We start from the raw sequence: 25,646 nt of genomic DNA on the forward strand, positions 1-25,646 counted from the left end.
CGGTTAATTCGCAGCCTATGTAGTCTAGAAAACACAGCTTCATCCGTTTAATATCAATGACAAGCTGACTATTGAAGAGATTTGATAATGGATACTAAAACTCGCGCTGAACTAGGTGACATTTTAACTGATCAAGAGAAATTGCTTGATATTTTGGCACAGAACCCAGGAGCGTTAGAAGCCTATCCTAACCTCCAATCCTATCTGACAGATAAGAATCAAAAGTCTGTCGCTTACCGACGCGCGATTCGCAACAAAGAGTTTACCAAAGAAGACTATCGAGATGAGATTTTGTCAAAGCTAGACTGGTTTGGCTATAAGCTGTGTACTGACCTCGATATGGATTTTATTATTAATAGCGTTGCTGCAAAGTATGGTGACGATATTAACGCTGTAAGGGACATTACATTACAAGATATTGGAATCGATAAGGTAAGTCGCTTACTGCATATGATGGGAGAGGCGATATATTCCCAATCAGAAGTATTGCCCTCTTTCCCTTGGGAAGCAAAAAAAGGACAAACCAATCATGCATTTTGGAAGAAATGCCACTTAGCCTTTGATGCGATGATGGAGGATGGTTACACCAGTCATTACAAACTCAACGAGTGGTCGCAATTAACCTTGGGAGTGTCGTGTCCACAAAGTTTTCCACGCTTTGCACGCACGTATGGAGACCCAAGATTAATCGAGAGCTGGGTGAAATGGTCAGGTTGGTCTGAATAGTCCTTAATTGTAACCAAGAGGGGCAAAGCATGATACTTTTCCCTCTTTATCACCCAAAGACACTGCCAATTTAATGGCTTACATTCCCACCTAAATTGATCAACGTAACACCAGATATGATGAAAACTAAGCCAAGAATTGTCTGAGCGTTTGGCAACTTACCGAGCAGAGCTTGAACCAGTGCAATCAGCACAATACCCACACCGCACCATATCGCATAGGCTGTAGAGCTTGACATGCCGGAAGCTGTTGCAAGTGATAGGTAGTAAAATGCGGCACCATAGCCAGCTGCACAGCCAATGGAGGGCAGTAGTTTAGTAAAGCCATTGGTAACAGGGAGAAGTGTTGTTGCGATAACTTCTGAAATAATGGCGATTGCTAAATAGATCATGTCACTGCCCTCTTCGGTTCTTGTAGGCCTCCATCATGTCTAACTTCTCTTTTCTAAAGTAATCCTTTGTTCTTTGAAAGCGTTAGAAAAGATTAGACTCGTTTAAGAAACAACGCCCCCTTATATCAATCTGATTTTTATCGTATTAATTAAAACTTCTTTTTCCCGAACTTGAAGCCTGTACGTATATACCCCGACGCATCCACATAGAGCGTTTTCTAGGAATCTCTAAAACCTTTCAAATTGCTTGGTAATTATCGACTAGATAAATTGACCTCATCAAAACTCAACGCGGTATCGAAAACCACAATACTCAATACCGCTAATACCAATCACTTGTAGATGAGGCATTAAGCATGAAAAAAACGATCCTAGCAGCAACAATCGCGCTAACTTCAGTACTTGGCGTGCAGGCAGCAACTCTCCACACCCCTGATAAAGCGTTCCTTGAAGCAGCTTCAGCAGTCGGTATTACTCAACAAAACTGGGACCATGGTGTACTTGCTCGTACAACAATGATTAACGCCTATAGGTTCACACCACATGTTGAGCTTAAAACTGGCGATTACTCTCACGATCTGGGTAAGGCATCTGGCTTAGAACTATCGAAACTATCAGGGCATGACATTGACGGTGAATACCCACTCGATGTCATCATTCGTGATCGACTAAATACAGATGCACTTGTCATTCTGAAGGATGGGAAATTGGTCGACGAGTACTACTGGAACGGAATGGATAAAGATCGTACTCACCTGATGATGAGTATTACTAAATCGTTCACTTCTATGACGCTTTCACAGCTAGTAGCAGAAGGAAAAGTGGATATGAATGCACTTATTACAGATTACTTACCAGAACTAAAAGCATCACCCGGCTTTGCTCGTGCAACGGTCCAAGAAGTTGCAGATATGCGTTCAGGTATAAAAATTGATTTTACACCAGGCATGCTTTGGGACGAACGAATGACGCATGTACAAGAGTGGTACGGTAAAAACCAATACCCAGAGCTCGAATCGGTTTTAGACTTTGGCGCAACGCTAAACAAGCGATTGGATACAGAGGCTGGTATCACTTACGACTATCAATGTGCGAACACTGAAATGCTAGGCATGATTGTTCAACGTGTTACTGGTAAGTCACTTGCGGAAAACATGGAAGCGCGCATCTGGAAAAAAGTCGGATTTGAGAACAACGCTTATTTACAATCAAATTCTAACGGTGAAGCGGTTGGCTCTGGCGGCCTTAACGCCGTACCACGAGATGTCGCTAAGATGATGGATGTACTTGTCAACGGTGGCAAAAATCGAGCGGGAGAGCAAATCATCGCTCCAGAATTTATCAATAACCTCCTCGAAGGCAATGAAGAAGTGCGTATCGCATGGGCTAATGGCTCTGAATCAAAAATGGCAAAAGATGCTTGGTACAAAGACCAGATTCGTACTTTCAACATTAAGGGGCACAAATTCTTGGCATTTGTGGGAATCCACGGTCAAGTGACTATCGGCGAACCTTCAACAGGTATTGTTCTTCACTTCAATGGTTCTCAACCCGAGCACCAAGCTAAACGCACTGTTGCAATGACATTTTTGGACGTAGTTCCAACACTACTATCTGCGGCTGCGCAGCAGTAATACAGATCCCAATTAACAAATTTACAAGGTGCGAATAGTCGTAACCTCCAACCCTAACGGATTATCAGCAGAACATATTTAAGCGATAGGAAGATTGCTAGCTAAGGGAACAAGCTGAGATATGCATGTCATGCAAACGCTATTGACTGCAAGCAAATAAAATTAACCCTTAAGGCAAAACAGATGAAAAAGTCATTATTAACACTCGCATTCTTATCAACATTTGGTGCTCAAGCAGCCTATTTAGACGAAGCAACAGTTCAGGGTGTGATCACTACTGAACTTCAAGAGGAAGCAGGACTTCTTGGTCAAAGTGCAGAGACAGAGAAAGTTAACTATGGTGATCCGACAGCGAGCTATACTGGCTTTGGCGTAGAAAAAGATGTAAGTGGTAACAATAAAGGTGTTCGCTCAACTTTTGTTTACGGCTTAACAGAAAATGGAACTTCACAGGTAATGACAGCAGAGCTTGGTACTAACAACTTTAATGGTGGCATTGACTATCGAGCTCGATACTTCAATATTGATCAAAGTTCAGGATTTGGCTGGTCTATTGATGCGATTGGTGGCTATCAGAAACTAACTGAAAAGCGTGATGGTATTACAGGCTATGATGCTACGAATACAATAATGGCTGGTGTCGTTCAGAAGTTCCAAGTAACTGATGCCATCATCGTTGTACCGATGCTGTACGGTGGTAATACTTGGATGAACGCAAAAGTAGCGGGCGTAAAATGCAACAAAGACTCACTAGTAGGTCAGACTGGTGTGTACGCGATGTATGGTTTTGATGCTGGTCATTGGCTCTATGCGAACCCTAAGACGACCTATGTTAAGGAACTCAAAGGTTGGAGCAACCAAATTGAAATAGGTGGTGGATACATGGTAGCAGAGAATATGTCAGTCGGCTTCAAAGTAGACACAAGCCAACTAAATACTTCTATTTTTGGCAAACATAACAGCGAGACGAAGGCTTCGTTGAATTACCACTATTACTTCTGACTTATATTATCTCAGATCTAAACTTCCCATTTCTTTACTTGTGGACTTGCTTCCTACAATTTTATCAGATGATCATTAAGTAAAATTGCGGGGTAATGCCTTTACTATCGTTGTCGCAGCGACAATTGCTAATGTTCTAGCAGGTTTGCGCATGGTTACAACTTGCAAACTGAGCAAAACATAAAACGTCGATGATAGCATTGGAAGCGTCCAAGCAATACCAAGTAGGAAGTTAGAAAGATAAACGCCCATATTTTTGAATAAATGTGGGCGCTTTTGCTTTTAGGTACAAAAAACTAGAAGGCTTCAGTATTACCTTTATGGGGTATTTTTCCAGCTCAAACAATAGACCTAGATCTAGCTTAGTAAAAGTGAACGCTTCGACTCAAGGTCTCTCCGAAGCCCATTTGTAAGGACCTTCTTCTTGTAAGTTTTCAGCTAAACCAATTTCACCAGCTATAAACAGTACGCTCCCTATTGCCGACAAGGTCTCGTTACCGGTTCTTTTTGGAAACTCCCCAGCCTTAGAAACACTTTCCTCTACAATGACACTTTTGCAAACGACACTAATACAACTTGCCTCTCCTTCACTAACTGACGTAGTACTCACGATATCGTTAGCTAAACTATTTAGAGAAAAACTACTCATCAAACTGACAACCATAAATCCAAATTTCATAGAATTGACCAGTACATTTATAAAACAGATAAAAAATAAGACACTTATTATGAATGATTGTTCAACTTAAAACTATAAACCTTAAGCCATATGCGATGAAAATATAACGCAGGATTTCACTTAAGGTTCCTGTTAAAAATCGAAAGGTTAAGCATAAGTTGGAGCAGTTGGAGCACCTTTGAATCGTAATTTTGATATATATTCAATGTGGATAACGCTCTGTTATTACCTAGGAAGAATACCGGCAACCCATCCCATCATATTGATAGCCACAAAGACAAATAATATTTGCTAAAGAGTTCAAGAATGTACCCGTAATGGTCCTGTTATATGTCGAAGTACCGTGGGACTTTAAAGTTTTTGCCTGAGAAGCCTGAAAAAGAGTGTAAGCAAGGCGTGGACTCACCTCACGTTGAACCATTTACAGGTCTAATTTAGGCTGAATAAAATCAATGAACGCAGAAATCCTCTTGGCGACAGAAGAAGATTTATAATAAACCGCATTGATTTGTTCTCTACCGGAGTGACTGATTTTTTCTCCCTCTAATAAAGAAATTAATCTTCCCTCAGCAATGTCTTCCTTAACCATAAACCCTGACAGACAGGCGATCCCATTCCCCGTCAACGCGAGCTGCCTAACTGTTTCGCCATTACTTGAGGTGAGCGTTGGTGTCAGTCCTGAAAATCCTTTTAGAGGCCATTCATTAAGTGTTTTGGGCGTAGAAAATCCGATGGTATCGTGATGTTCCAAATCACTATTCTTACTAGGAAAGCCGCGCTTTGATAAATAATCAGGTGAAGCAACAATGTAAAGTAAACTTCTGCCAAGAGGCCTAGCATGTAACGTTGAATCATTTAATGCACCGATACGAATAGCGATATCGGTTTTCTTCTCTAGCAAATCAACAAAACCTTCATTAGAGGTCAACTCCAACTCAATATCAGGATAGGCTTGATTAAATGGTTGTACTAGCGGAACCAACTGATGAAATACAAATGGACTGGCGGCATCGACGCGTAACTTCCCTTTGGGTAATTCGCCTCGGGATATGATTTCATCTTCCGCTTGTTGTAGCTGCATAAGCCCTATTCGCACCGACTCAACAAATTGTCGCCCCTCATCCGTTAGCTCAATACGTCTTGTTGTTCGGTTTAAGATCGTCACACCAAGCTGGTTTTCCACCTTACTCACCGCTCGCGATGCCCGTGCCACCTGTATATTTAAGCTGTCTGCTGCCGCTGTAAATCCGCCAGTATCGATCACAGAAAGTAGAATTTCTAAATCATCCGATTTTGTGCGCATTTTTACCTACCATTTTCTGAACGGTTTAATTTTAATTATTGCATTTATAACAAATATCATTTGTTAAATAACCTATTTTTTGCAATGGAAATTCAACGCAGAATCTCTCCACCAAATCAGGACTCAGCAACATCTTGATAAACACATTCGCTGCTGTGTACTAGAACCTAACAGAAGAGAGTAAATGATATGCCATTAGCACTTCTCGCATTGACGCTCAGCGCCTTTGCAATCGGAACAACGGAGTTTGTGATCGTGGGTTTGATCCCGACCATGGCTTCTGACCTAAACGTTTCACTACCATCCGCAGGACTACTAGTGAGCCTTTATGCACTGGGTGTTGCGATTGGCGCACCTGTTTTAACAGCGCTAACGGGAAAGTGGAACCGTAAGCACGTACTCATTACTGTTATGTCACTGTTTGTTGTTGGTAACTTATTGGCATGGCAAGCACCTGGTTACAACACCCTAATCATTGCCCGCATTTTGACGGGTTTAGCCCATGGCGTGTTTTTCTCTATCGGATCTACGATTGCGACAGGACTAGTGCCCAAAGAAAAAGCAGCCAGCGCGATTGCAATTATGTTTACGGGGTTAACAGTAGCATTAGTAACGGGAGTGCCGCTCGGTACATACATCGGTCAAACTTTTGGTTGGCAATCGACTTTTCTAATTGTTGCTTTGTTGGGGTTGATCGCGTTGGTTGGTAGTATTTTCTTAGTGCCAAGCAACCTGAAGCAGCCAGCAGCGGCCAAATTATCATCACAATTAAAAGTACTAACTCAACCAAGGTTACTACTGGTTTATGCAATTACGGCACTCGGCTACGGTGGAACATTTACTGCTTTCACTTTCCTTGCTCCAATTTTGCAACAGGAAACAGGATTCAACGCCAATGCTATCAGCCTTATTATGCTGGTATACGGTGTATCCGTGGCGATTGGTAATATTTGGGGCGGTAAAATGGCCGATAAAATGGGGCCGATTAAAGCATTAACGATTATTTTTTCGGGACTAGCCACTATTTTAGTTGTATTTAACTTTACCGCCGTTAACCCTATCGCTGCGGTGGCGACCATTTTAGTTTGGGGTGCCTTCGCATTCGGTAACGTTCCTGGACTACAAGTTTATGTGGTCAAACTAGCCGAAAAATTCACTCCCGATGCGGTAGATGTCGCATCTGGCTTAAACATTGCGGCGTTTAACGTTGGCATTGCTCTTGGCTCTTGGGGTGGTGGTATGATTGTATCTGAATTGGGATTGATGCATACCCCGTGGATTGGTGCTGTGATAGTGATCGTCGCACTCTTTCTTACTCGAATGAGTGGACGCCTAGATAAACGTACAGAGAGTCGGTGGGAAGAAGAGAGCCTACTTATAGATTAGGCCTCATAACGCTCTGTTAAGGTGTGAGCAAGGCAATACTGGAGCCGCCGCATGCCATCTTAAACGCTAAATGCAACGCAAAGCAAAAATGCCAAGCGTTGCAAATCACTCTTAAACAGTTTGTTGCAGGCACTATTACAGTTTGTTTTGGTAAAGATCACTCTCTGGCAAAACCTTACCTAGCTATTCGTATCCATGCTCTAGACGTTAGTAATGAAATTCATACTCTCGTTTTGACGGATAAATTTGCGGGTATCTGCTACTAGAACTTAACGCCTCTTTTTTCCTCATCTATACCGTCCTAAATAAGGTTGTGTATCTTAGACGTTCACCAGCTTATGTAGTTCTGCTTTATTCTCCTCAAGCCACGCCTCAAAGTTCTGCGGTTGTTTACCAGTCAGCTTTTCAAACGCTTCACTCGTACCATCTGAATAGTTTCCTCTGTTGTGTTTGTCCATTGTGACGCACAACTCTACGATTGGTGCAGGCAGTTCAAACGACTCAAGCTTCACTTGGTAATCCTCATCAGATAAGTCCACCATAGTAATCGATGTACCCAGTACTTTATCTATCACTTTCGCCATTTCTGCGTGTGTCATAGATTGCGCGCCGTTCATTGGCAAGATCACTTTTCCTTGTGCTGGTTTTACTAAAGCAGACGCCGCTGCAAAAGCCAGATCTTTACGTGACAGTTGAGCCGAGCGACCTTCTGCTGCCGACGTCAACCAATAACCGGATTGCAGAATGCTGGCAAAGTACTCGGCCAAGTTTTCAAAATACCAGTTGTTGCGCGTGATGGTGGCATTAGGGATGCTGCTTTGTTTAATCGCATTTTCGGTAGCTTCGTGCTCATGAGCAAACATCACTGGCGAGCTTTCTGCTGAAGGCATGGATGTGTAGGCAATATGGTTCACTCCTACTTTTTCGGCTGCCGATACCGCATTCAAGTGTGCTTGAGTACGAGGACCAGAAGCGTCAATGCTGATCAGTAGCATGCTGTCTGCTCCTTGGAATGCTTTCTCTAATGACTCTGGGCTAGAAAAATCCGCTTCGCGAACATCTACACCTTGGCTTGCTAACGCTTGTAGTTTATCTGCGTTACGAGTGGTCACAATCAATTGGCTTGGTTGAACATTTAGGTCTTCAAGCAATGCTTTTACGACTTGTGAACCTAGTTTACCTGATGCGCCTGTTACTAGAATTTTGCGATCTGACATGATGGTTTCTCCATTCAATTCTTACATTATTTCTTTCTGAATAAGGCGGAAATGACCAAGCTGTTTTGGCTTCCCGCTGTCGATGGAGACACTATATCGTTTGATGATTGATAGATAATTAGCCTTTGATTAAACTAATTGTTCATTCTGACTAAACAATAATAAATAGCTTTTGGAAAGTAATCGGTATGATCTCACTCGATGACATGATGGTCTTTGCTAAAGTGGCAGAGAAACAATCCTTTACTCAAGCAGCGGACGATCTTGATATTGGCAAGGCACGCGTCTCGCAGATCGTCTCTAAGCTCGAACAAGCGCTGAATACTCGTCTGTTGCATCGCACCACTCGCTCGCTTTCGTTGACTGACGCTGGGTTACGTTACTACGAGAAATGCAAACTGATTGGTGATATCGCCTCAGAAGCGAATGCAGAAACACAAGACGCCAATCAAATCCCAAGTGGGACGATTCGTATCTCCACGCCTAGCTCAGCTTTGGTCGATATATTGAGTGAGTTCTTACACCTCTATCCGGAAATCAAACTCGACATTATTGAGAGCGACAGTTACAGCAATCTGATTGAATCTCGTTGTGATATTGCATTGCGCGCCTCTCCCGCTTTGGAAGATTCGAGTTTATATGCGGTTAGGCTGGGCTATTTTCGCGACATGATTTGCGCTACGCCAACCTATCTCAGCAAGGTAGAAACGGTATTGGCACCAGAAGATCTTCTCTCGTTGGATTGGATTAGCCACCATATCGTTCACGGCGATAAGCAACTCACGATGACCAACAGCAAAGGTCAGGTCACGCGTTTGGTTCACAGCCCAAAAGTGCAAGTGAGAACCGCGGCCACAGTCAAAGAATTCGTTTTGAATCATCTTGGGTTTGCCATCATGCCTAGCTTCATGATGAAGGAAGAATTAGCGCGAGGAGATTTAGTTCGCATCCTACCTGATGTGCACGATTTGGAGATCCCGATTTATGCGGTGTACCAAGAGAAAGCCTTGATGCCGCTTCGAGTTCGCACTCTCATCGAATTCTTGAAGCAAAAGACTGATGCGTTTGAATAACGTCGAACGTCTCCTATGAAACTCAGTAATCCCTAAGCACAGTATCCCCAAAAGAAAAGCCCACCGGAAAGTGGGCTTTGTTCTCTTCTAATAACGAGAATAATAACTAGTAGCTCGCTTGAATGCTGACACCACTATAGTTTGAGTAACCTTGAATCATGACGTGGTAACGTCCACTTTGTGTTGCGCTGACCGTACATGTCTCATTGTTACCGTATTTGAAAGGTCGGCAGTCCCATGCATTCAGTGCTGGTTTTGCACCAAAACGGAGATACAAATCCGCATCACCGGTGCCACCATACATTTGTACTGTTAAGCGCTGTCCCGCTTCGACATCAACATAGTAATACGCGACTTGACCAGTTGAACCACTTAAACCACTCACGGGCACACCCGAAGTTAACTTTCCTTCTGGGTCCGGTGTTGGATCTGGGCCACCACAGTCTTGGCCACAATCAGCATCGGTTAAGCTATAAAGTAGCTTGTTCACGCTGCCTCTTGTATCCGTCACCTTTCCGCTTGTTGCGCGACTAACGATCAAGGCTTCCACTTGGCTTGGCGACAACGAACTATTTTCTTGAAGATACAGCGCTGCTACACCCGCTACATGCGGCGTCGCCATCGATGTACCACTAATGGTTTTGTAGCCACCGTCATACCATGCAGATTTGATTTGTGAGCCTGGCGCAAACACATCCACACAACTGCCCCAGTTTGAAAAACTCGAACGTGCATCCGTGCTGGTGGTCGAGCCGACAGTTACACCAGTAGCAACGCGCGCTGGAGAGTAGTTACACGCATCGGCATTGGAGTTACCTGCCGCAAGCATAAAGCTGACACCTGATTGAACCGCACTTTGCACCGCACTATCGAGAGCGACAGATTGACCGCCACCCAAACTCATATTGGCGACTGAAGGTCCGGAAGCATTCGCAGCCACCCAATCCACACCGGCGATAACACCAGACGTAGAGCCCGAACCGCTACAGCTCAATACTCTGACGCCGACAAGGTTGACGTTTTTCGCAACACCATACAAGCTGCCTCCGATGGTACCCGCAACGTGTGTACCGTGTCCATTACAGTCACTTGCATCTGCATCGTTGTCGATAAAGTCATACCCTGAGACCGAGCGACCACCAAACTCAACATGCGCGTTGTTCACACCAGTATCGATCACATAAGCCGTTACCCCAGTCCCATCAAAGTTGGCACTGTAGTTGTTATCGAGTGGCAAGTTGCGTTGGTCGATTCGGTCTAGTCCCCAAATGGCATTGGTTTGATTTGCGTCTGCCGAGACTATTGGGTCAAGCGATAGGATTCTGTCTTGCTCAATGTAGTCCACACGAGGATCAGAACGCAGATCTTTTAGTTGCTCAGGACTCAAGTTAGCGACAAATCCGCTGATCGAGTGGTCAAAAACCGACTCCACTTGTATCGAATACAAACCAGACATGCGGTCTACGGACTGCTGCGTGAATTGCTCGAATTCCGTTGAGTTGCTCGCCATCATTTGTGGTTGTTGAAATACCACTATGTAGCGATCTGCAATGGCAATGTCATCCGGTGCAAGCATCAAAAGGGCAGGCAATGTGTCGGTAGCTTGTTGTAACTCTGCACTGTCCGCAATCTCATTAGATTGCGAAAAAGCGATAGAAGAATGAAAACAGAGTGCCGAGGTGATACAACAACTTAGTAGTTTCTTTAACATAAAATGTTCCTTGAAATCATAGTCTTGTTTATTTTTACCTAGTACCAAACTGTCAACACGAAAACACAGACAATCAGCGTAGTACGCTTAATACGTGCTGCAGTGACGTTACACAAATCAAACTAGACTATGAGCAACTGTATGCATAACTGATAATAATTCACATACTCAGAAACATGATCAATAACCAAGCTTTATTGAAATTGAAATGCAAAGATTCATTTAGACTTAGAGCAAAATCCCTAAAATAGAATAATTCTACACACCTGGTTTATTGCCTGTTATATACCCCACTCTTACCTACAATTTACGCAATAAAGACTTCACTTTTCCTTCGTTCTAGGTTTTTCACCTACTATGGTTCATTTGATTGCATAATTGACCTAAATCAACGAACCTGTCGTTTATATTCTTTGCATATTTGTAAATGAAAGGTGACCAACTGCTTGGGAAGCTAGCAAAATCGATTCGTGCAAAGCTTGTGCGTTTTTAACATCGTTTTTTGCCATAAAAACCATCGATTTTTTGCATTTTATCGAATAAAACGATTGCTATACCGTGACTTCCAGAGCGTACCAATAAGAAGTACGCCGCCCTAGTGAGAGTGAAAAATCACTTAAAAAGGAAGTTATTATGAAAACTCTTATAGCAGTGAGCGTCTTGTCAGTCCTATCTTTCGGTGCCTACGCAGAGCGCCAATCCGCAGAGCCCATCAAGGTAATCGAGCCAGTTGCTGGACTTGATGCGAAGAAAGTAGAACTGGGTAAAACGTTGTGGTTTGAACCTCGTTTATCCGCCTCCAACACCATTTCTTGTAACTCTTGCCATAACATCGCAAAAGGTGGCGTCGATAACCTACCAAGCTCCATTGGCCATAAATGGGCAATTGGCCCGATCAACTCACCAACGGTGTTTAACTCGGATTTGAACTTTGTTCAGTTCTGGAATGGACGCGCAAAAGATTTGCAAGAACAAGCGGCTGGCCCGATCGAAAACCCACTTGAGATGGCCTTTAGCCACCAGCTTGCGATCGACACGCTCAAGTCGATTCCTCAATATCGCGAGTGGTTTAAACAAGCCTACGGTAGTGAGACGATCACCATTGATAACGTGACTGATGCAATTGCGACCTTTGAGCAAACCTTACGTACACCAAACGCACCGTTCGATCTTTGGTTGAAGGGCGACGATAAAGCCTTAACAACAGCGCAGGTCGAAGGCTACAACTTGTTTAAAGCGAAAGGTTGTACAGCGTGTCACAGCGGCCCTCTCGCGGGTGGTCAAATGTACCAAAAGATGGGCTTAGTGAAGCCGTTTGCAACGGATAACCCAGATGTTGGGCGTAAGGCGATCACGGGTAATGATTTCGATAAGTTTGTCTTTAAAGTACCGACACTGCGCAACATCGAACTCACCTACCCGTACTTCCATGACGGTTCGGTTTGGGATCTAGAGGAAGCGGTCGCCATGATGGCAGATCTTCAGCTTGGTCAGAAACTGACAAAAGAAGAGTCGGTCAAGATTACTGAGTTCTTACGCTCATTAACGGGTGACCAACCAGAGGTGACGCTACCTCATCTGCCACCATCAACCAACGAGACGGCACGCCCAAATATCTAAGTTGATGAATGAAATACTTCAAAGGAGCCTTGCTTGGCTCCTTTGCTTTTGTTTGCCTGTATAGATAGATGTGAATTAGCTCGCTGTTACTAATTCGCTCATCACTTTCACAAATCGTTCTGGTTGCTCTAGCATTGGTGTGTGAGCCGATTCTGCAATGATTTCGAGCTTCATATCTGCCTCTCCAAAATCAATCTGATCCCATGATGAAACTGGCGCAATGCTGAAATCTTTCTCTCCGCTGATCACTAATACCCGTACAGCGGGAAGTTGCTGATAAATCGCCGTATCAAATTCACCGAACACTTCTCCCCAAAGCTTATCTAACAAAGCCGTATGGGTTTGAAACCCTTCCCACAACGGCAGTTCATTAAAGTCAGAATCATACCAACGCATCGCGCCTAATCGATGACACAAGTGAACGAATTTTCGCTCCGGATTTTGCTCAATGTCGCGTTCAAGTAATGGGAAATTACGTTCGAAAACTTGCTTTCTCTCCTCGTCCGCTTCTTGTTCCCAACATTGAAATTGGAGCGCCTGCATTTGTGGTGACAAATTTGGCGAGATGTTCGCAAGCACTAAACCTTCAACATATTGAGGAAACGTCACGGCAAAATGGGTTGCCATTAATGCATGCCCAGAATGACCAAACATCCACGCTTTTTCGATACCGAGCTTATCCATGACCAATTTAGTGTCAGCACTGATGGCCTCTAACGTAGCGTCAGTTGCATTTGGAATAACGTCGCACTCAGCAAAGCCGCGATGATCGACAAAGACACATTGGAAATGGTCGAACAATGCAGTTGGTATGACACGCAAATAGTAGTCTGCGCTGCCGATAATAATTAAAGGGATACCGCTGCCACGAACGATAGTTTTAAGGTGGTAATGACCTGATTGAATGGTTTGATTCTTATTCATGATGTTTACCTAATTTAATTCGAGTTTGTTCCCTCCGTATATCAGAGTAGAACGTGAAGTTTGAAAAATCAGGCAAGTGTCGTCAGCGAATAAGTTTCATGTGTTAGTTGAGGTAAATACTGAGGAGCGAAAATTCTATCTACCTAACCCTATATGTTCAAGTGTCTTGAACTTTGTTGACGGACACAAAAATGTATGGTCCGCCCCGTTATTGCAACTACAATTAAGTCATAACGGAGTTGGTTTGCGCTAATGTATTCGGAGTCCTTGTTGGGAGCACTAGCTTCCCAGCTCCACGATGATATCTGCGCCAGATTATCCTTAAAAAGCCCAAAGCGTTTAACGCTATTTTTTGTGTCAGGTTCTTAATCTGGTCGATTGACCGTTTTTGTCATCACGTTCATTGGCGTTGCAAACTTGGTTATAGCTATACAGCCTTAAAAGCTTGGCGGTGGTATAACACCGCCCAAGCTATTCTTGCTAGCTTGTTGGCAAGTGCTACGACCACAACATTAAATGGCTTCGTCGCCCGGAGCTTGATGAGCCACTCTCCAAACACTTTCCCTGTCGTTTCTAGCCTTGAGAGAACTGCTCTTGCTCCATGGATAAACAGAGTTCTGAGATGTTTATTGCCTCGTTTACTCATGCCAAGTAGCTTGGTCTTTCCTCCCGTAGAGAACTGTCTCGGCACAAGCCCTAACCATGCAGCCATTTCCCGACCATTGGTGAAGTTACTTGGGGAACTTACATCGGCAACACACAACGTCGATGTGAGGTCGCCAACGCCAGGGATAGTTTTCAGCAATTGTGCACTTTCGTTATTGTTAACAACGGCTTGAAGCTTACTGTCTTGAACTTTGACTCGTTCATTAAGGTATTTGTAATGCTCGTGGATAGACACTAATTCAACGAGTAAGCTTTCTGGTAAAGACGCTTTTTGCTCTGCTAGCCATTGGAAGAGAGCCTTCATCTTTGCATGCCCCTTTGGAAAACTTAGGCCGAACTCAAGCAAGATAGCCCCAATTCGAGACATGGCGGCCGTTCTCTCCTTGATATAACCATCTCTGACACGATGAATCGCTGCGATAACTTGGGCTTCTTCACTTTTTACCGCGATAAACCTCATTGTTGGTCGACCAGCGGCTTCTGCGATTGCTGATGCATCTATGAAATCATTTTTGTTGCCTTTGACATAAGGCTTAACGTACTGGGGAGGAATAAGTCGAACTTGATGACCGTATTCACCACTCTTGCGAGCAAGCCAATGAGCACCGCCACAAGCTTCGAAAGCAATGGTTGTTGGTTCGATTTTACAAAGGAAACGTTGGAGTTGGTTTCGACTAAACTTACGACGTAATACTTCTGCACCTGAACGGTTATGAGCGATAGCGTGGAAACAGTGCTTGCCTAGGTCGATACCTAAAATATGAATAGAAGACATATGGTTCACCTCATTCTGAGAGCCTACTCTAAGCTTAAGGGCTTGAGAGTGGGGCGGACCATATAATTAAGGACGATAAACCACGCCCCTTCTTTTCAATTAGCCGCTAACCTTTGTCTAACAGTTAACTGCCGCCAATCAACTTCAAGCAACATTCGCCGACTTACTTGTATCGCTGTCTTGTTCAAAGAACTCTTCATGTAACGCACAAATCGCTTCTTTATACTCGTCGTCACTCACAACAAACTGCACGTTAACGTTTCTCATTGATGAGTGGAGAGCAATGGGTGTCACGTCGCGATTCATCAGTGCAAAAACGCCTTTAGCTAACGTTTTATTAGTATCGATTTGAGAACCGATTGCAGAGATGAGCGCTACCATGCGTCCATTAATCGAGGCTTGTGGGTAGCGTTTCTCTACTTTGTAGCGCACCTTGTTTAAGCTCTCTGCACTGCCGCCTAGGTAATAGGTGATAGAGTTTGCGTTCATCTCCTTCCCTATGAGATTGACGCGCGCATCTGCGATTATCTCCATCAACTCGTAGCTAACGTTGTCTACCTTTCCAACCATGGTTTGATCAAATAGATGAAGCGCAAATACCTTCTGCTTTCCTGCGATGATTTCAATGCGATCGCTTTCTGGGCGGTAATCTGCAGAGATCAGTGTTCCTTTATGTTCTGGTTCAAACGTATTTTTGATCTGCAATTCAATCCCACTTTCGCGCAGTCCTGCCGCCGCATTTGGGTGAATCGCTTCCATACCAAGATTCGCTAACTGATCGGCCACATCATAATTGGTCGTTCCAATTGGATTGACACGCTCAACACCAACAACCCTTGGGTCTGCAGAGCTTAAATGGTACTCCTTATGAATTATCGCTAAATCGGCTTTGGTTGTTGCAGCAATTCGGCTAAAGGTCATTTCGCTGTAACCTCGATCATAAGTGTGCATCAGCCCTTCTTTGCAATACGCATAACCCGTCACGATTGGTAGCTCTTGAGTCACATCTATCTCTTCAAACACTTCACGTATCGTCTCATCTAAACTGCGAGGCTGTTGGTTATCCCAACCGGATAGGTCAACAAACGTCGAGTTGATACCCATGTTCTTTAGCTTTAAGGCGGTGTTGTAAGCACTGTGCGCTTCGCCAATGGATGAGAGAAACTCACGAATTTGCGGTAAGTACTGGCGCAGAGAAAACTGCCCGTATTGGCAAGTTTCTAGGATATTGGTTACGCATATTTTTGCTTCTGAAATGCGAGAACGAATGAACTTGTCCGCGCGCATACGATTCATCGGATCGGCAAAAATATGTTCGTTTGTCAGCAGCATACGGCTTTCAACATACGCTAGCGCGTCTTGCCAAGTTTCATCTCGTTTAGCGATAAGCTGATAGACACCTGGTTTACTGGTCTTTTTGCATTCCAATAGAGCGTCTGTCATTCCGCCATAAGCAGAAACAACAAAAATACGGTTATATGGGTTTTGTGGACGAAGAAGAATGTTGTCGAGTACAGCATCGAATGCTGTCATAGATGTACCGCCGATTTTTTCTACGGTAAATGTCATGAGGGGGCCTTAATGATTGGTAATTTAAAAGAATGGATAAGAAAAAGGGGTGAAACATCACCCCTCTAAAACATCAGTGGGCTAGTCCACCAGAGGATAAACGCCATTTTCGTCGTGAACTTCCGCACCCGTGATTGGGGGATTGAACACACACGCCATGACCATTTCTTTGTTTTTATAGGCGCGTAAGTAATGTTCGTCGTGCTTATCTAGGATGTACAACGTACCCGGTTTGATTGGGTAAGTTTCACCGCCAACGACTTCAATTTCCCCTTCTCCACTCATGCAAAATACAGATTCCAAATGGTTCTGATAATGAATGTGTGTTTCGGTTCCTTCGTATATCGTCGTGATATGGAATGAAAAGCCCATGTTGTCGTCTTTCAATAACATACGGACACTTTCCCAGTTATCAGACACAACTCGTCTTTCGCTATTGCGACACTCATCGAGTGTTCTAACGATCATAATTCTTTCCTTGCTATGATGCTTGTTTGAAAAGTTTGCTTGCGATGGCTTCAACCGAGCCCTCGAAGATATTAAGCCCTTGGGTAAGTTCGGCTTCAGAAATGGTCAATGGGCAAAAGAACTTCACCACCTCATCATTTGGTCCTGCGGTTTCAATCACCATTCCGTTCTCAAAACACGCTTTTGCAATATCACCAGAGATTTCACCGCTCTTACATTCAATACCAATCATCATCCCGCGACCTTTGCGCTGTATAAACATTTCTGGGAATCGTTTTACCGATCGCTGAATGACTTCATCAACCATGCTCGAACAACGTTTGATATGCGCTTCAAAATGGTCATTTGACCAATATGTTTCGATTGCTTTCGCTGCTGTCACAAACGCATGATTGTTGCCACGGAATGTGCCGTTATGTTCACCCGGTTTCCACTTATCCAACTCAGGTTTTAATAAAACGATGGCCATTGGCAGACCATAACCGCCAATCGATTTTGACAGCGTTACCATGTCTGGCTTAATGCCCGATGGCTCGAAGCTAAAGAAAGTACCTGTGCGGCCGCTGCCTGCTTGAATGTCGTCAACAATCAACAAGATATCGTGTGCTTTGCAAAGCTTGCTGAGACGCTGCAACCATTGGTTAGACGCAACGTTTAGACCACCTTCGCCTTGTACCGTCTCTAGTAGAACTGCAGCCGGTTTGTCCATGCCTGCCGAGTTATCTGACAACATGGTTTCAAACAGTTTGAGGCCATCAATATCCGCATAACCTTCGAAAGGAATACGAGTAACATTGTTTAAGCTAGAACCCGCTCCTTGGCGATGATGTTGGTTGCCCGTTGCAGCTAAAGCGCCAGCCGTACAGCCATGAAAACCGTTTGTGAAGGCAACGATACTGCTGCGCCCCTTCACTTTTTTTGCCAACTTGATTGCAGCTTCTACGGCATTGGTACCGGTTGGGCCTGTGAACTGAACTTTGTAATCCAGCCCTCTTGGTTCAAGAATGTATTGATTTAGTGCTTCAAGAAAAGCGGCTTTGGCTTCTGAATGCATGTCCAAGCCGTGTGTAATGCCATCCATTTCAATGTACTCAAGGAGCGCTTGCTTAAGTACTGGATTGTTATGACCGTAATTTAGAGATCCCGCTCCAGCAAGGAAATCGAGGTAGCGTTCGCCTTGTTCTGTTTCTAACCAGGTACCTTTTGCTTTACGAAAGACGACTGGAAAACTGTTTGAGTATGAACGTACGTTGGATTCCTGCTTTTTGAAAATATCCATGATGAGACCGTTATTTGATTCCTATTTTGTGGGGATTACTTGAGGGGAATACGATACAGATACTCGGTATCATGCTTGCCTTTGAAATGATCCTTTTCATCCAAGAAAGTCGTCACTTCGCCGGCGTTTCCATGTTGTGCATCGAGCTTTTTAAATAACGCCCAAGATGCATCATTGGATTTAGTGATTGTGGTTTCGATAGCGTTGATGTCTTCAAGCCCTTCTCGCTGTAGTAAGCGTTCAAGCATTTGAGACGCCAAACCGTTTCCTCTGAAACGAGGGGCAACCGCAACTTGCCAAATGAACAGCACATTAGGTTCATCCGGCTTCTGATAGCCAGAAACAAACCCTGCAATCTCGCCTTTGTGCTCGACCAAAATACAAGTTTTGCTGAAATGGCTAGATTGAAGAAAATTACAATATGACGAGTTCATATCGAGCGGAGGACAATCTGCGATCAAACCATAAATATCGTCGCCATCAGACACGACAGGTTCACGAAAAATCCATTTTTTGCTTGGGTCTTCTCCAATCTCTGGATACATAACCCAAGGGGCTGAGGTAATCATGTGTAGATACATATCCTTCGTACACTAATTAAATTTCCTTTTTTATTATGCACACTGATTGTGCATAGAAATCAAATAAAGCCGCTTAGAAACCCTACTTATTTGATCTATGTCGCACTAAAAGTAAATGAGCATGACTTTAAAAATAGTTTGAGCTCTAATGTATTTATAGGGTAAAAGATTAATTGAAGCCAAATGAGCAAAACATCGTCAATTTCGCACTGGGGAATTGTTTCGAGCAGGAAGAAAATGGCAGCCGATTGATGGCTAAAGATGAAGAATTCAGATAAGAAAACGGCACGCCGAAGCATGCCGTTTTTTTGTTGTTATGAAGGAAGCTTAAATTACGCTTTCGCTTTCTTCATTGATTTTGATGTTGGGCGAGGCTCATCCATCAAACCTTTCACTAGAGATACCGTTGCAACCAACAATACGATAGTGAATGGCAGACCGGTTGTTACCGCCATCGCTTGTGCAGCCGCTAGACCACCACCAAGCATTAGTGCGATTGCAACTAAGCCTTCGAACGTACACCAGAACACACGTTGAGGTGTTGGTGCATCTACTTTACCGCCCGCTGCAATCGTATCGATTACAAGAGAGCCAGAGTCCGCTGACGTGATAAAGAACACCACAACCAGAATAATACCTACGATAGACGTGATTTGAGAAAGAGGCATCACATCTAGCATCGCGAACAGTTTAAGTGGAAGCTCTGCGTCAAATACCGCTTGGTAACCATCGTTCACGTATTGGCTGATCGCCGTACCACCGAATGCCGTCATCCATAATACACACACGGTTGATGGGATCAGGATTACACACACGATGAACTCACGAACTGAACGACCACGAGATACACGCGCGATAAACATACCTACGAATGGTGACCATGAAATCCACCAAGCCCAGTAGAACGCAGTCCAGCCTTGAGAGTAGTTCACGTCTTCGCGGCCGAATGGCATTGATAGCGCTGGAACGTTCGCTAGGTAAGACATGATGTTCTCGAAGAAACCAGTCATGATTGCGAGTGTTGGACCTACGACGATCACGAACAAAAGCAATAGCGCCGCTAAACCCATGTTGATTTCAGACAGGCGTTTTACACCGCTATCCAGACCAGCAACTACCGAGATCAAAGCAAGTGCTGTGATGATCACGATAATCACAACTTGCGTCATATCTGTCATTGGTACACCGAACAGGAAGTTTAGACCTGTTGCTGCTTGTGATGCACCGTAGCCAAGAGACGTCGCAAGACCGAATACCGTAGCAACAACTGCCAAGATATCAATGATGTGACCAGTCCAACCCCAAACGCGCTCGCCAAAAAGAGGGTAGAAAATAGAACGCATCGTTAGAGGTAAGCCCTTGTTGAACGAGAAGATCGCCAAACCAAGTGCCAACAGTGCGTAGATTGACCAAGGGTGAAGTGCCCAGTGGTAAATCGTAGCTGCCATACCAAGTGCAGACGCCGCTGATGTATCGCCTTCTGCTGCGCCTAGTGGAGCCCAGTCAGTACGAACACCATTCTCAACGTTCACACCGCCAAGAGCAGCACTGAAGTGAGACATAGGCTCAGATACACCGAAGAATACCAGACCGATACCCATACCAGCCGCGAACAGCATCGCTAGCCAACCTGCGTACGTGTAATCCGGAGTTGCTTCTGTACCACCGATACGAACGCGACCAAGTGGCGTTACGATCAGGATCAAACACACTACGACAAACACGTTGCCCGCAGATAGGAAGAACCAATCAAGGTTAGAAACAAGCCAACCACGTAGACCCGCGAAGAACGGCTCAACTTGTTGTCTGAATGTCAGTGTTAACACTACGAACAGGATAATCGACATACCTGAAATAGCGAACACACGGTTGTGAATATCAAGTCCAAAAGGACCTACTTTTAGCGCGACGTTATCCTGACCAATCTGGTAATCAGTATCGATCGGGTTCACTTTACCGTCGGGGCGTTGGATACCGCCATTGTTGTCGGTGCTCACGATTTATCTCCTTAAAATACGTGACCAAATTAAAATCTGTGTAGGACTTTGAGTGATGGCTTTCTTGCGTCACTTGCTGCAAAGCTTATTTGCGATCGTTACGTCGCTTTTAGAAGGGTTGCTCTACTTTGTAATTTTAGCGTTAATCGTCCTGATATCGCATTGCATTTTGTTATCAGGACGACTAATAAAATTTATCGCCAATTCATAGACGAGATGGATGAGTTATTGCCATATCACGGACAGTGGCATGTCACCATCAAAGTGATACTGCAACTGGGCTTGAAGCAACTCAGCGGTGGCAAGAGCGTCGGTCAGCGCATGGTGTGGCTGATAAGCAGGCAAATGGTAGCGCTCACGCGCGTGGCCGAGTCGTACAGAACCGGGCTTTTTACCTTTGAGCTTGTTTAACCAACCTTCACACTCACGACGTTGAATCGCGTATTCGATGTCCAACGTATCAACGACTGGAAATTGAATCCCCTCACCCACGCTGTTTAACAACGCATTATTGAAGAATTGACGCTCGATATTTTTGTAGTGCACCACCACAATCTTTCCGGCTAACTCATCAAGAATTGCATCCAGAATTTGTTCAAGTTGCGGCGCATTCTTCACTTCAGAGTCGGTAATACCGTGGATCACCACTGATTCTTCATTCAGTTCTCGATTTGGATTCACCACCCAGTGACGAGATCCGCTGCACTGCACTCGCCCTAGCGTAAATGGCACCAAACCTATGGTGAGAATGGCGTCTTCCTCGGCGTTTAAACCCGTGGTCTCAAAATCGACGGAGACAAACGGTACCTCTTTTAATGGCGTATCACCATTCACAATAGGCGTAGAGTAATAACGTTTTAATCGAGTATCGTTCGCTTGCTCTGCTAGTTGCTCGAAAAAGATTGGCCAATCAGGTGTCTGGCTAGTATCAAGCAAATCAGTGATATCTTGCTTTTGTTTTGAAAACCACATCATTTGCCACTTCTCTGGTAACGGAACTTAATGTAGTTCTGCGCGTTGCTTAGGATTTGGAAAGCGGCTTTTAAGTTGCGACGCTCAAACTCCGACATTTCTTCTGGCTCGATATTGTTATCCGGCTCTTCCCCGTTTTCGATATCCAATGCTTGATGTCGGATTCGCACCATGTAGATCAACTCCATCGCATCTTTTAAGTCCATGCCACGGCCTTTGGGTAAGATGCCAGCGTTGTTGATGTCATCCAGACGTTCAAACGAGTTTTGCGAACGGGAGCCAATCGCCAAGGCGTGTACACGAATCAGATCCGCCATTGGCGCAGTGCCTCGACGCTTCAGGTTGATGGAATTGCGGTGACGACCATCTTTCTCCATCACAAAGTCTTTGAAGAAACCAAGCGGCGGCGTGCGACGAATCGCGTTGTAAGCCATACAAGCTATGAATCGATTGTTCTTCTTAGCACGACGCACAATGAAACCGCTCAATTGCTCTGCCCATTTCACACGTCCATGTACGCCAAGTAAGTCGAAGAAAATACTGCTGTTCAGAAGTCGCTCTGGTGTTGGGTCATCAATCCAGTTTGCAAAACACTCTTCCCATTCGGAGCGCGTTTTGCGCCATTCTGGGTTGGTCGCCATGATGTCGCCTGTACAGTAGGTATAACCGCATTCGGCTAATCCATCACAGATAAATTTTGCGAGCTGAGCAAAGTACTCACCATGCTCTGATGGGTCGTAGCTGTTATCCAGAATCAGTGCGTTGTCTTGGTCTGTGACGATAAGCTGTTCATCACGCGCCATGGAGCCCATTGCCAATAAGCAATAAGGAATTGGTGCAGGACCTAATTCTTGCTCCGCTAACTCTGCCAGTCTTTGTTTGAAGCTGCTGCCGATCACCGACATTGCTCGTCCAACCATGTGGGCATTTGCGTCTTCACTTACCATTCGCTCAAAGCAGTCTTTCACTTGTTTAGATACCGCTTTGAGATCTTCTACCGAGTTTTGTTGGAAGATAGAGCTCACAAGCAACAAACTGTTTTGCGATTCATAACGAACGATATCCGTCATGCTGATCACGCCAATCGGCTTTTTGTCTTTTAAGATTGGTAGGTGATGAACGTTGTAACGCAGCATTGTCAGCATGGCTTCAAACACGTAAGCGCTGTAATCGAGCGACACAACGTCGTAACTCATCACTTCACTCACAGGAATGTCGCTGTCTCGTCCTTCAGCTAAAACACGAACGCACAGATCTTTCTCGGTCAAGATACCAAGCAGTTGGTCATCGTCGTCTTCAGTAATGTCTTCTTGTGCGCGAACAATCAAAAGCGCAGTAACGCCCTCTTCCGCCATCAAAATGGCTGCCTCACGCACCGTAGCACTGGCTTCTAACGTTACTGGTTCACGGCTTAAGATCTTGCGCGCTTTCGCAGTAGTAAAGTCATTCCCATCTGAGTGGTTTGATACCGCAGTGCGTAGTCTCGCGCTGTCTTCCAACTCCATGAAATCAGCGAAGTTCTCAAACTCGTCACATAGCTCAGTGAAGATCTTCTCTGGAATGCAGTAAACCAAGGTATCTTCTATCGCTTTGGCTGGCATACGGACACGGTTGTTCATCAACAACCCCATTTGTCCAAACAAGCCACCAGCATCGATACGGTTGTACAACTCGCCTTTGCGGCGGAAGATTTCGACCACACCACTGCGGATCATGTACAAATCACGAATGTCATCGCCTTTCTTGAGAATGTCCGTCCCTGCGCGGTAATACGCGACTTCAGCATTCATTGCGATGTTTCTTAAGTGCTCTTCCGGTAAGTCATCAAAAGGTGGGTATTGGCTAATGAAATTGAGTACTTCTAATTGCTCGGCTTCCATTCTTTATTCCATGCATTGCCTAAACTAAGGCGATAAATATCACCAAGAAAATAATCACACAATAAATAAATCGAGAGGTCAGATAAAAAGATTTGTAACCATCGAAAAGCGGAATAATGACTGATTATTATTGAAACGAGTGTGTCGAAAATCGCTTGTTTTCATCTAAAAATGAGCAGTAAAAAACGCAATACATTCACAGAGCAAATAATACTTTTGGCAGCCAAAGCAATCGTTTTCTTGTGATCTAAATTACACATTGAACCTCATAACAAAAATCCGTATATTGCGCGTGCCTACGCGGCACACCCTACAATGCACAACGCCATCCTGCTTCCACTGGTGCATTGATATTGGTGTTTAACTACATCCATGCAAAACACACCTTCCTCTTTTTCTCGTTTTTTTAAAGAATCGGGCGCTTTGTTACACCTATCGATCCCTATCATTCTGATGCAACTTGCCACTCAGTCGATGGGCTTTATCGATACAACAATGGCAGGCCAAGTGAGTGCTGCCGACCTTGCTGCGATAGCACTTGGCACCAGTTTATGGCTACCCGTTTCGCTTTTGCTTCGCGGCATCATCATGGCACTAACGCCTGTCGTTGCTTACCACCGCGGCGCACAAAGTTTGGATAACGTACGTATCGCGTTTATTCAAATGCTTTGGTTGTCTGCGTTCGTTAGCGCAATTTTGATTGTTTACTTGCTGCTTGGCGAAACCATTCTCGTTAGCCTAGGCGTTGCGCCTGAGATCATTCCTATCGCGAGTGATTATGTTGTCGCATTGGCGTTCGGTGTTCCTGGCATTGCGCTGTTCTACACTTTGAATGGCTTCTGCGAAGGGATGAACAACACTCGCGCACCCATGCTGATTTCTGTGATTGGTTTGTTGGTAAACATCCCTGTTAACTACATTCTGATTTACGGTAAATTCGGCATGCCTGCATTGGGTGCGGTTGGTTGTGGCTGGGCAACGAGCTTGGTTTACTGGCTGATGTCTGCCCTACTGTTTAGCTACATCAAACGCCATCATCACTACAAAAACATTCTGCACTTCGCTGAGCTAAAGCCGATATGGCAAGAGATCAAACAACTGTTCAAACTCGGCATGCCGATTGGTTTGAACATCGCGGTTTGTGGCAGCATCTTCGCGGTGATTGCGCTATTGATTGGTCGTATTGGTGCAGAAAACGTTGCTGCGGCGCAGATTGCCCTGAACATCTCTAGCATGACGTACATGATCCCAATGAGTCTTTCATTTGGTATCACGATTCGCGTTGGTCATGCATTGGGTGAACAAAAGCTTGAGACAGCTTCTCACCGCAGCTTGGTAGGCATTATTACCGCTGCGCTACTGTCGTTAATTTCAGTCGGCTTCTTCCTGCTGTTCCCTGAGTGGATCATTCGTTTGTACACCACAGATCCTGTGGTTTCAGCAACAGCAGCGACTCTGCTGATGTTTACTGCGATGTACCAATTCAGCGATGCACTACAGACGTCTGCAAACGGCGCTCTGCGTGGCTACAAAGATACTAAGATCCCGATGATTCTGGCGATTCTAGCCTACTGGGGCTTGGCGCTTCCACTTGGTATGCTACTGGGTATCACAGATGAAATCGTTCCTGCCATGGGCGAAGAAGGCTTCTGGATTGGTATCGTAACCGGCTTAACCACCGCAGCAATTGCAATGCTGATTCGCTTGACGCTAGTGATTAAGAAGTACAATCAAACCGCAGAAATGAATACGGCTTCGCAACCTGAGTTAGCGATTCAATAACGACGAGAGCG

The 25,646-nt window shown here is 44.7% G+C and carries 22 protein-coding genes; 8 read left to right on the forward strand and 14 right to left on the reverse strand.

Annotation, left to right across the window (positions count from 1 at the left end):
- Positions 1-87 precede the first annotated feature (87 nt).
- Positions 88-726, forward strand: coding sequence for a hypothetical protein (locus tag J4N37_RS07960; protein WP_171358193.1), 639 nt, complete (start codon positions 88-90; stop codon positions 724-726).
- Between the two features lie 70 nt (positions 727-796).
- On the opposite strand, the gene J4N37_RS07965 is transcribed toward J4N37_RS07960, so the two are convergent.
- Positions 797-1,117, reverse strand: a complete 321-nt coding sequence (locus J4N37_RS07965; protein WP_045389517.1) for a DMT family transporter — start codon at positions 1,115-1,117, stop codon at positions 797-799.
- Between the two features lie 356 nt (positions 1,118-1,473).
- Here J4N37_RS07965 and J4N37_RS07970 point away from each other — a divergent pair, with 356 nt between their 5' ends.
- Together J4N37_RS07970 and J4N37_RS07975 are read left to right on the forward strand one after the other, a co-directional pair.
- Complete coding sequence (locus J4N37_RS07970) at positions 1,474-2,751, forward strand: serine hydrolase domain-containing protein (protein WP_252040483.1); 1,278 nt, start codon at positions 1,474-1,476, stop codon at positions 2,749-2,751.
- 183 nt (positions 2,752-2,934) lie between these two features.
- Positions 2,935-3,753 (forward strand): hypothetical protein, encoded by an 819-nt coding sequence (locus J4N37_RS07975; RefSeq protein WP_252040485.1) that lies wholly within the window; start codon positions 2,935-2,937, stop codon positions 3,751-3,753.
- 385 nt (positions 3,754-4,138) lie between these two features.
- Here the strand turns inward: J4N37_RS07975 and J4N37_RS07980 are convergent, their stop codons facing one another.
- Positions 4,139-4,432 (reverse strand): hypothetical protein, encoded by a 294-nt coding sequence (locus J4N37_RS07980; RefSeq protein WP_045389512.1) that lies wholly within the window; start codon positions 4,430-4,432, stop codon positions 4,139-4,141.
- A 421-nt stretch (positions 4,433-4,853) separates the two neighbouring features.
- Positions 4,854-5,735 carry a LysR family transcriptional regulator gene (locus J4N37_RS07985; RefSeq protein WP_171358189.1) on the reverse strand — a complete coding sequence of 294 codons (882 nt, stop codon included), beginning with the start codon at positions 5,733-5,735 and terminating at the stop codon, positions 4,854-4,856.
- 189 nt (positions 5,736-5,924) lie between these two features.
- Here J4N37_RS07985 and J4N37_RS07990 point away from each other — a divergent pair, with 189 nt between their 5' ends.
- Entirely contained in the window at positions 5,925-7,121 is a 1,197-nt protein-coding gene (locus tag J4N37_RS07990; RefSeq protein ID WP_171358188.1) for an MFS transporter, read from the forward strand.
- A 23-nt stretch (positions 7,122-7,144) separates the two neighbouring features.
- Entirely contained in the window at positions 7,145-7,387 is a 243-nt protein-coding gene (locus J4N37_RS25190) for a hypothetical protein (RefSeq protein ID WP_045389503.1), read from the forward strand.
- A 54-nt stretch (positions 7,388-7,441) separates the two neighbouring features.
- Here J4N37_RS25190 and J4N37_RS08000 read toward each other — a convergent pair whose 3' ends face one another.
- A complete protein-coding gene (locus J4N37_RS08000) occupies positions 7,442-8,338 on the reverse strand; it encodes an SDR family oxidoreductase (RefSeq protein ID WP_252040487.1) in 897 nt (298 codons plus the stop codon).
- A gap of 188 nt (positions 8,339-8,526) precedes the next feature.
- On the opposite strand from J4N37_RS08000, the gene J4N37_RS08005 reads away from it, so the two are divergent.
- On the forward strand, positions 8,527-9,411 hold the full coding sequence (locus J4N37_RS08005) for a LysR family transcriptional regulator (RefSeq protein WP_252040488.1): 885 nt from the start codon (positions 8,527-8,529) through the stop codon (positions 9,409-9,411).
- A gap of 106 nt (positions 9,412-9,517) precedes the next feature.
- Here J4N37_RS08005 and J4N37_RS08010 read toward each other — a convergent pair whose 3' ends face one another.
- A complete protein-coding gene (locus J4N37_RS08010; RefSeq protein ID WP_252040490.1) occupies positions 9,518-11,122 on the reverse strand; it encodes a S8 family peptidase in 1,605 nt (534 codons plus the stop codon).
- 633 nt (positions 11,123-11,755) lie between these two features.
- Here J4N37_RS08010 and J4N37_RS08015 point away from each other — a divergent pair.
- Complete coding sequence (locus J4N37_RS08015) at positions 11,756-12,742, forward strand: cytochrome-c peroxidase (protein WP_045481884.1); 987 nt, start codon at positions 11,756-11,758, stop codon at positions 12,740-12,742.
- 75 nt (positions 12,743-12,817) lie between these two features.
- Here the strand turns inward: J4N37_RS08015 and J4N37_RS08020 are convergent, their stop codons facing one another.
- The 9 genes from J4N37_RS08020 to J4N37_RS08060 form a co-directional block, all read right to left on the reverse strand.
- Positions 12,818-13,666: an alpha/beta fold hydrolase gene (locus J4N37_RS08020; protein ID WP_252040493.1), complete on the reverse strand. Its 849-nt coding sequence runs from the start codon at positions 13,664-13,666 to the stop codon at positions 12,818-12,820.
- A gap of 427 nt (positions 13,667-14,093) precedes the next feature.
- Positions 14,094-15,107 carry an IS110 family RNA-guided transposase gene (locus J4N37_RS08025; RefSeq protein WP_252040496.1) on the reverse strand — a complete coding sequence of 338 codons (1,014 nt, stop codon included), beginning with the start codon at positions 15,105-15,107 and terminating at the stop codon, positions 14,094-14,096.
- Positions 15,108-15,251: 144 nt separating this feature from the next.
- Positions 15,252-16,676 (reverse strand): aspartate kinase, encoded by a 1,425-nt coding sequence (locus J4N37_RS08030; protein WP_252040498.1) that lies wholly within the window; start codon positions 16,674-16,676, stop codon positions 15,252-15,254.
- 81 nt (positions 16,677-16,757) lie between these two features.
- The gene (locus tag J4N37_RS08035) at positions 16,758-17,144 is read right to left on the reverse strand and encodes an ectoine synthase (protein ID WP_005393369.1); all 387 of its coding nucleotides are present in this window, start codon (positions 17,142-17,144) and stop codon (positions 16,758-16,760) included.
- 13 nt (positions 17,145-17,157) lie between these two features.
- Complete coding sequence (ectB, locus tag J4N37_RS08040; protein ID WP_252040500.1) at positions 17,158-18,423, reverse strand: diaminobutyrate--2-oxoglutarate transaminase; 1,266 nt, start codon at positions 18,421-18,423, stop codon at positions 17,158-17,160.
- Positions 18,424-18,458: 35 nt separating this feature from the next.
- Positions 18,459-18,992, reverse strand: coding sequence for a diaminobutyrate acetyltransferase (ectA, locus tag J4N37_RS08045; protein ID WP_252040503.1), 534 nt, complete (start codon positions 18,990-18,992; stop codon positions 18,459-18,461).
- Between the two features lie 344 nt (positions 18,993-19,336).
- Complete coding sequence (locus J4N37_RS08050; protein ID WP_009704320.1) at positions 19,337-21,001, reverse strand: BCCT family transporter; 1,665 nt, start codon at positions 20,999-21,001, stop codon at positions 19,337-19,339.
- Positions 21,002-21,226: 225 nt separating this feature from the next.
- On the reverse strand, positions 21,227-21,976 hold the full coding sequence (locus J4N37_RS08055; RefSeq protein ID WP_020197622.1) for a 3'-5' exonuclease: 750 nt from the start codon (positions 21,974-21,976) through the stop codon (positions 21,227-21,229).
- A complete protein-coding gene (locus J4N37_RS08060) occupies positions 21,973-23,853 on the reverse strand; it encodes a DUF294 nucleotidyltransferase-like domain-containing protein (protein WP_252040505.1) in 1,881 nt (626 codons plus the stop codon). The genes J4N37_RS08055 and J4N37_RS08060 overlap by 4 nt, the downstream gene beginning before the upstream one ends.
- Before the next feature lie 372 nt (positions 23,854-24,225).
- Between J4N37_RS08060 and J4N37_RS08065 the strand changes: the two genes are divergently transcribed.
- Positions 24,226-25,635, forward strand: coding sequence for an MATE family efflux transporter (locus J4N37_RS08065; protein ID WP_252040507.1), 1,410 nt, complete (start codon positions 24,226-24,228; stop codon positions 25,633-25,635).
- The last annotated feature ends 11 nt before the right edge of the window (positions 25,636-25,646 follow it).

Source organism: Vibrio sp. SCSIO 43153 (genome assembly GCF_023716625.1).
Taxonomy (GTDB): Bacteria; Pseudomonadota; Gammaproteobacteria; order Enterobacterales; family Vibrionaceae; genus Vibrio; species Vibrio rotiferianus.

Excerpts from the sequence above, each read along its gene's own strand:
- J4N37_RS08005 (WP_252040488.1), top strand. The coding sequence starts at position 8,527 with ATGATCTCACTCGATGACATGATGGTCTTTGCTAAAGTGGCAGAGAAA.
- J4N37_RS07960 (WP_171358193.1), top strand. The coding sequence starts at position 88 with ATGGATACTAAAACTCGCGCTGAACTAGGTGACATTTTAACTGATCAA.
- ectA (WP_252040503.1), bottom strand. The coding sequence starts at position 18,992 with ATGATTACCTCAGCCCCTTGGGTTATGTATCCAGAGATTGGAGAAGAC.
- J4N37_RS08020 (WP_252040493.1), bottom strand. The coding sequence starts at position 13,666 with ATGAATAAGAATCAAACCATTCAATCAGGTCATTACCACCTTAAAACT.
- J4N37_RS07975 (WP_252040485.1), top strand. The coding sequence starts at position 2,935 with ATGAAAAAGTCATTATTAACACTCGCATTCTTATCAACATTTGGTGCT.
- J4N37_RS08030 (WP_252040498.1), bottom strand. The coding sequence starts at position 16,676 with ATGACATTTACCGTAGAAAAAATCGGCGGTACATCTATGACAGCATTC.
- J4N37_RS08065 (WP_252040507.1), top strand. The coding sequence starts at position 24,226 with ATGCAAAACACACCTTCCTCTTTTTCTCGTTTTTTTAAAGAATCGGGC.
- J4N37_RS07990 (WP_171358188.1), top strand. The coding sequence starts at position 5,925 with ATGCCATTAGCACTTCTCGCATTGACGCTCAGCGCCTTTGCAATCGGA.
- J4N37_RS07970 (WP_252040483.1), top strand. The coding sequence starts at position 1,474 with ATGAAAAAAACGATCCTAGCAGCAACAATCGCGCTAACTTCAGTACTT.
- J4N37_RS08010 (WP_252040490.1), bottom strand. The coding sequence starts at position 11,122 with ATGTTAAAGAAACTACTAAGTTGTTGTATCACCTCGGCACTCTGTTTT.
- J4N37_RS08060 (WP_252040505.1), bottom strand. The coding sequence starts at position 23,853 with ATGGAAGCCGAGCAATTAGAAGTACTCAATTTCATTAGCCAATACCCA.
- J4N37_RS07965 (WP_045389517.1), bottom strand. The coding sequence starts at position 1,117 with ATGATCTATTTAGCAATCGCCATTATTTCAGAAGTTATCGCAACAACA.
- J4N37_RS08025 (WP_252040496.1), bottom strand. The coding sequence starts at position 15,107 with ATGTCTTCTATTCATATTTTAGGTATCGACCTAGGCAAGCACTGTTTC.
- J4N37_RS08000 (WP_252040487.1), bottom strand. The coding sequence starts at position 8,338 with ATGTCAGATCGCAAAATTCTAGTAACAGGCGCATCAGGTAAACTAGGT.
- ectB (WP_252040500.1), bottom strand. The coding sequence starts at position 18,423 with ATGGATATTTTCAAAAAGCAGGAATCCAACGTACGTTCATACTCAAAC.
- J4N37_RS07985 (WP_171358189.1), bottom strand. The coding sequence starts at position 5,735 with ATGCGCACAAAATCGGATGATTTAGAAATTCTACTTTCTGTGATCGAT.
- J4N37_RS08055 (WP_020197622.1), bottom strand. The coding sequence starts at position 21,976 with ATGATGTGGTTTTCAAAACAAAAGCAAGATATCACTGATTTGCTTGAT.
- J4N37_RS07980 (WP_045389512.1), bottom strand. The coding sequence starts at position 4,432 with ATGAAATTTGGATTTATGGTTGTCAGTTTGATGAGTAGTTTTTCTCTA.
- J4N37_RS08015 (WP_045481884.1), top strand. The coding sequence starts at position 11,756 with ATGAAAACTCTTATAGCAGTGAGCGTCTTGTCAGTCCTATCTTTCGGT.
- J4N37_RS08035 (WP_005393369.1), bottom strand. The coding sequence starts at position 17,144 with ATGATCGTTAGAACACTCGATGAGTGTCGCAATAGCGAAAGACGAGTT.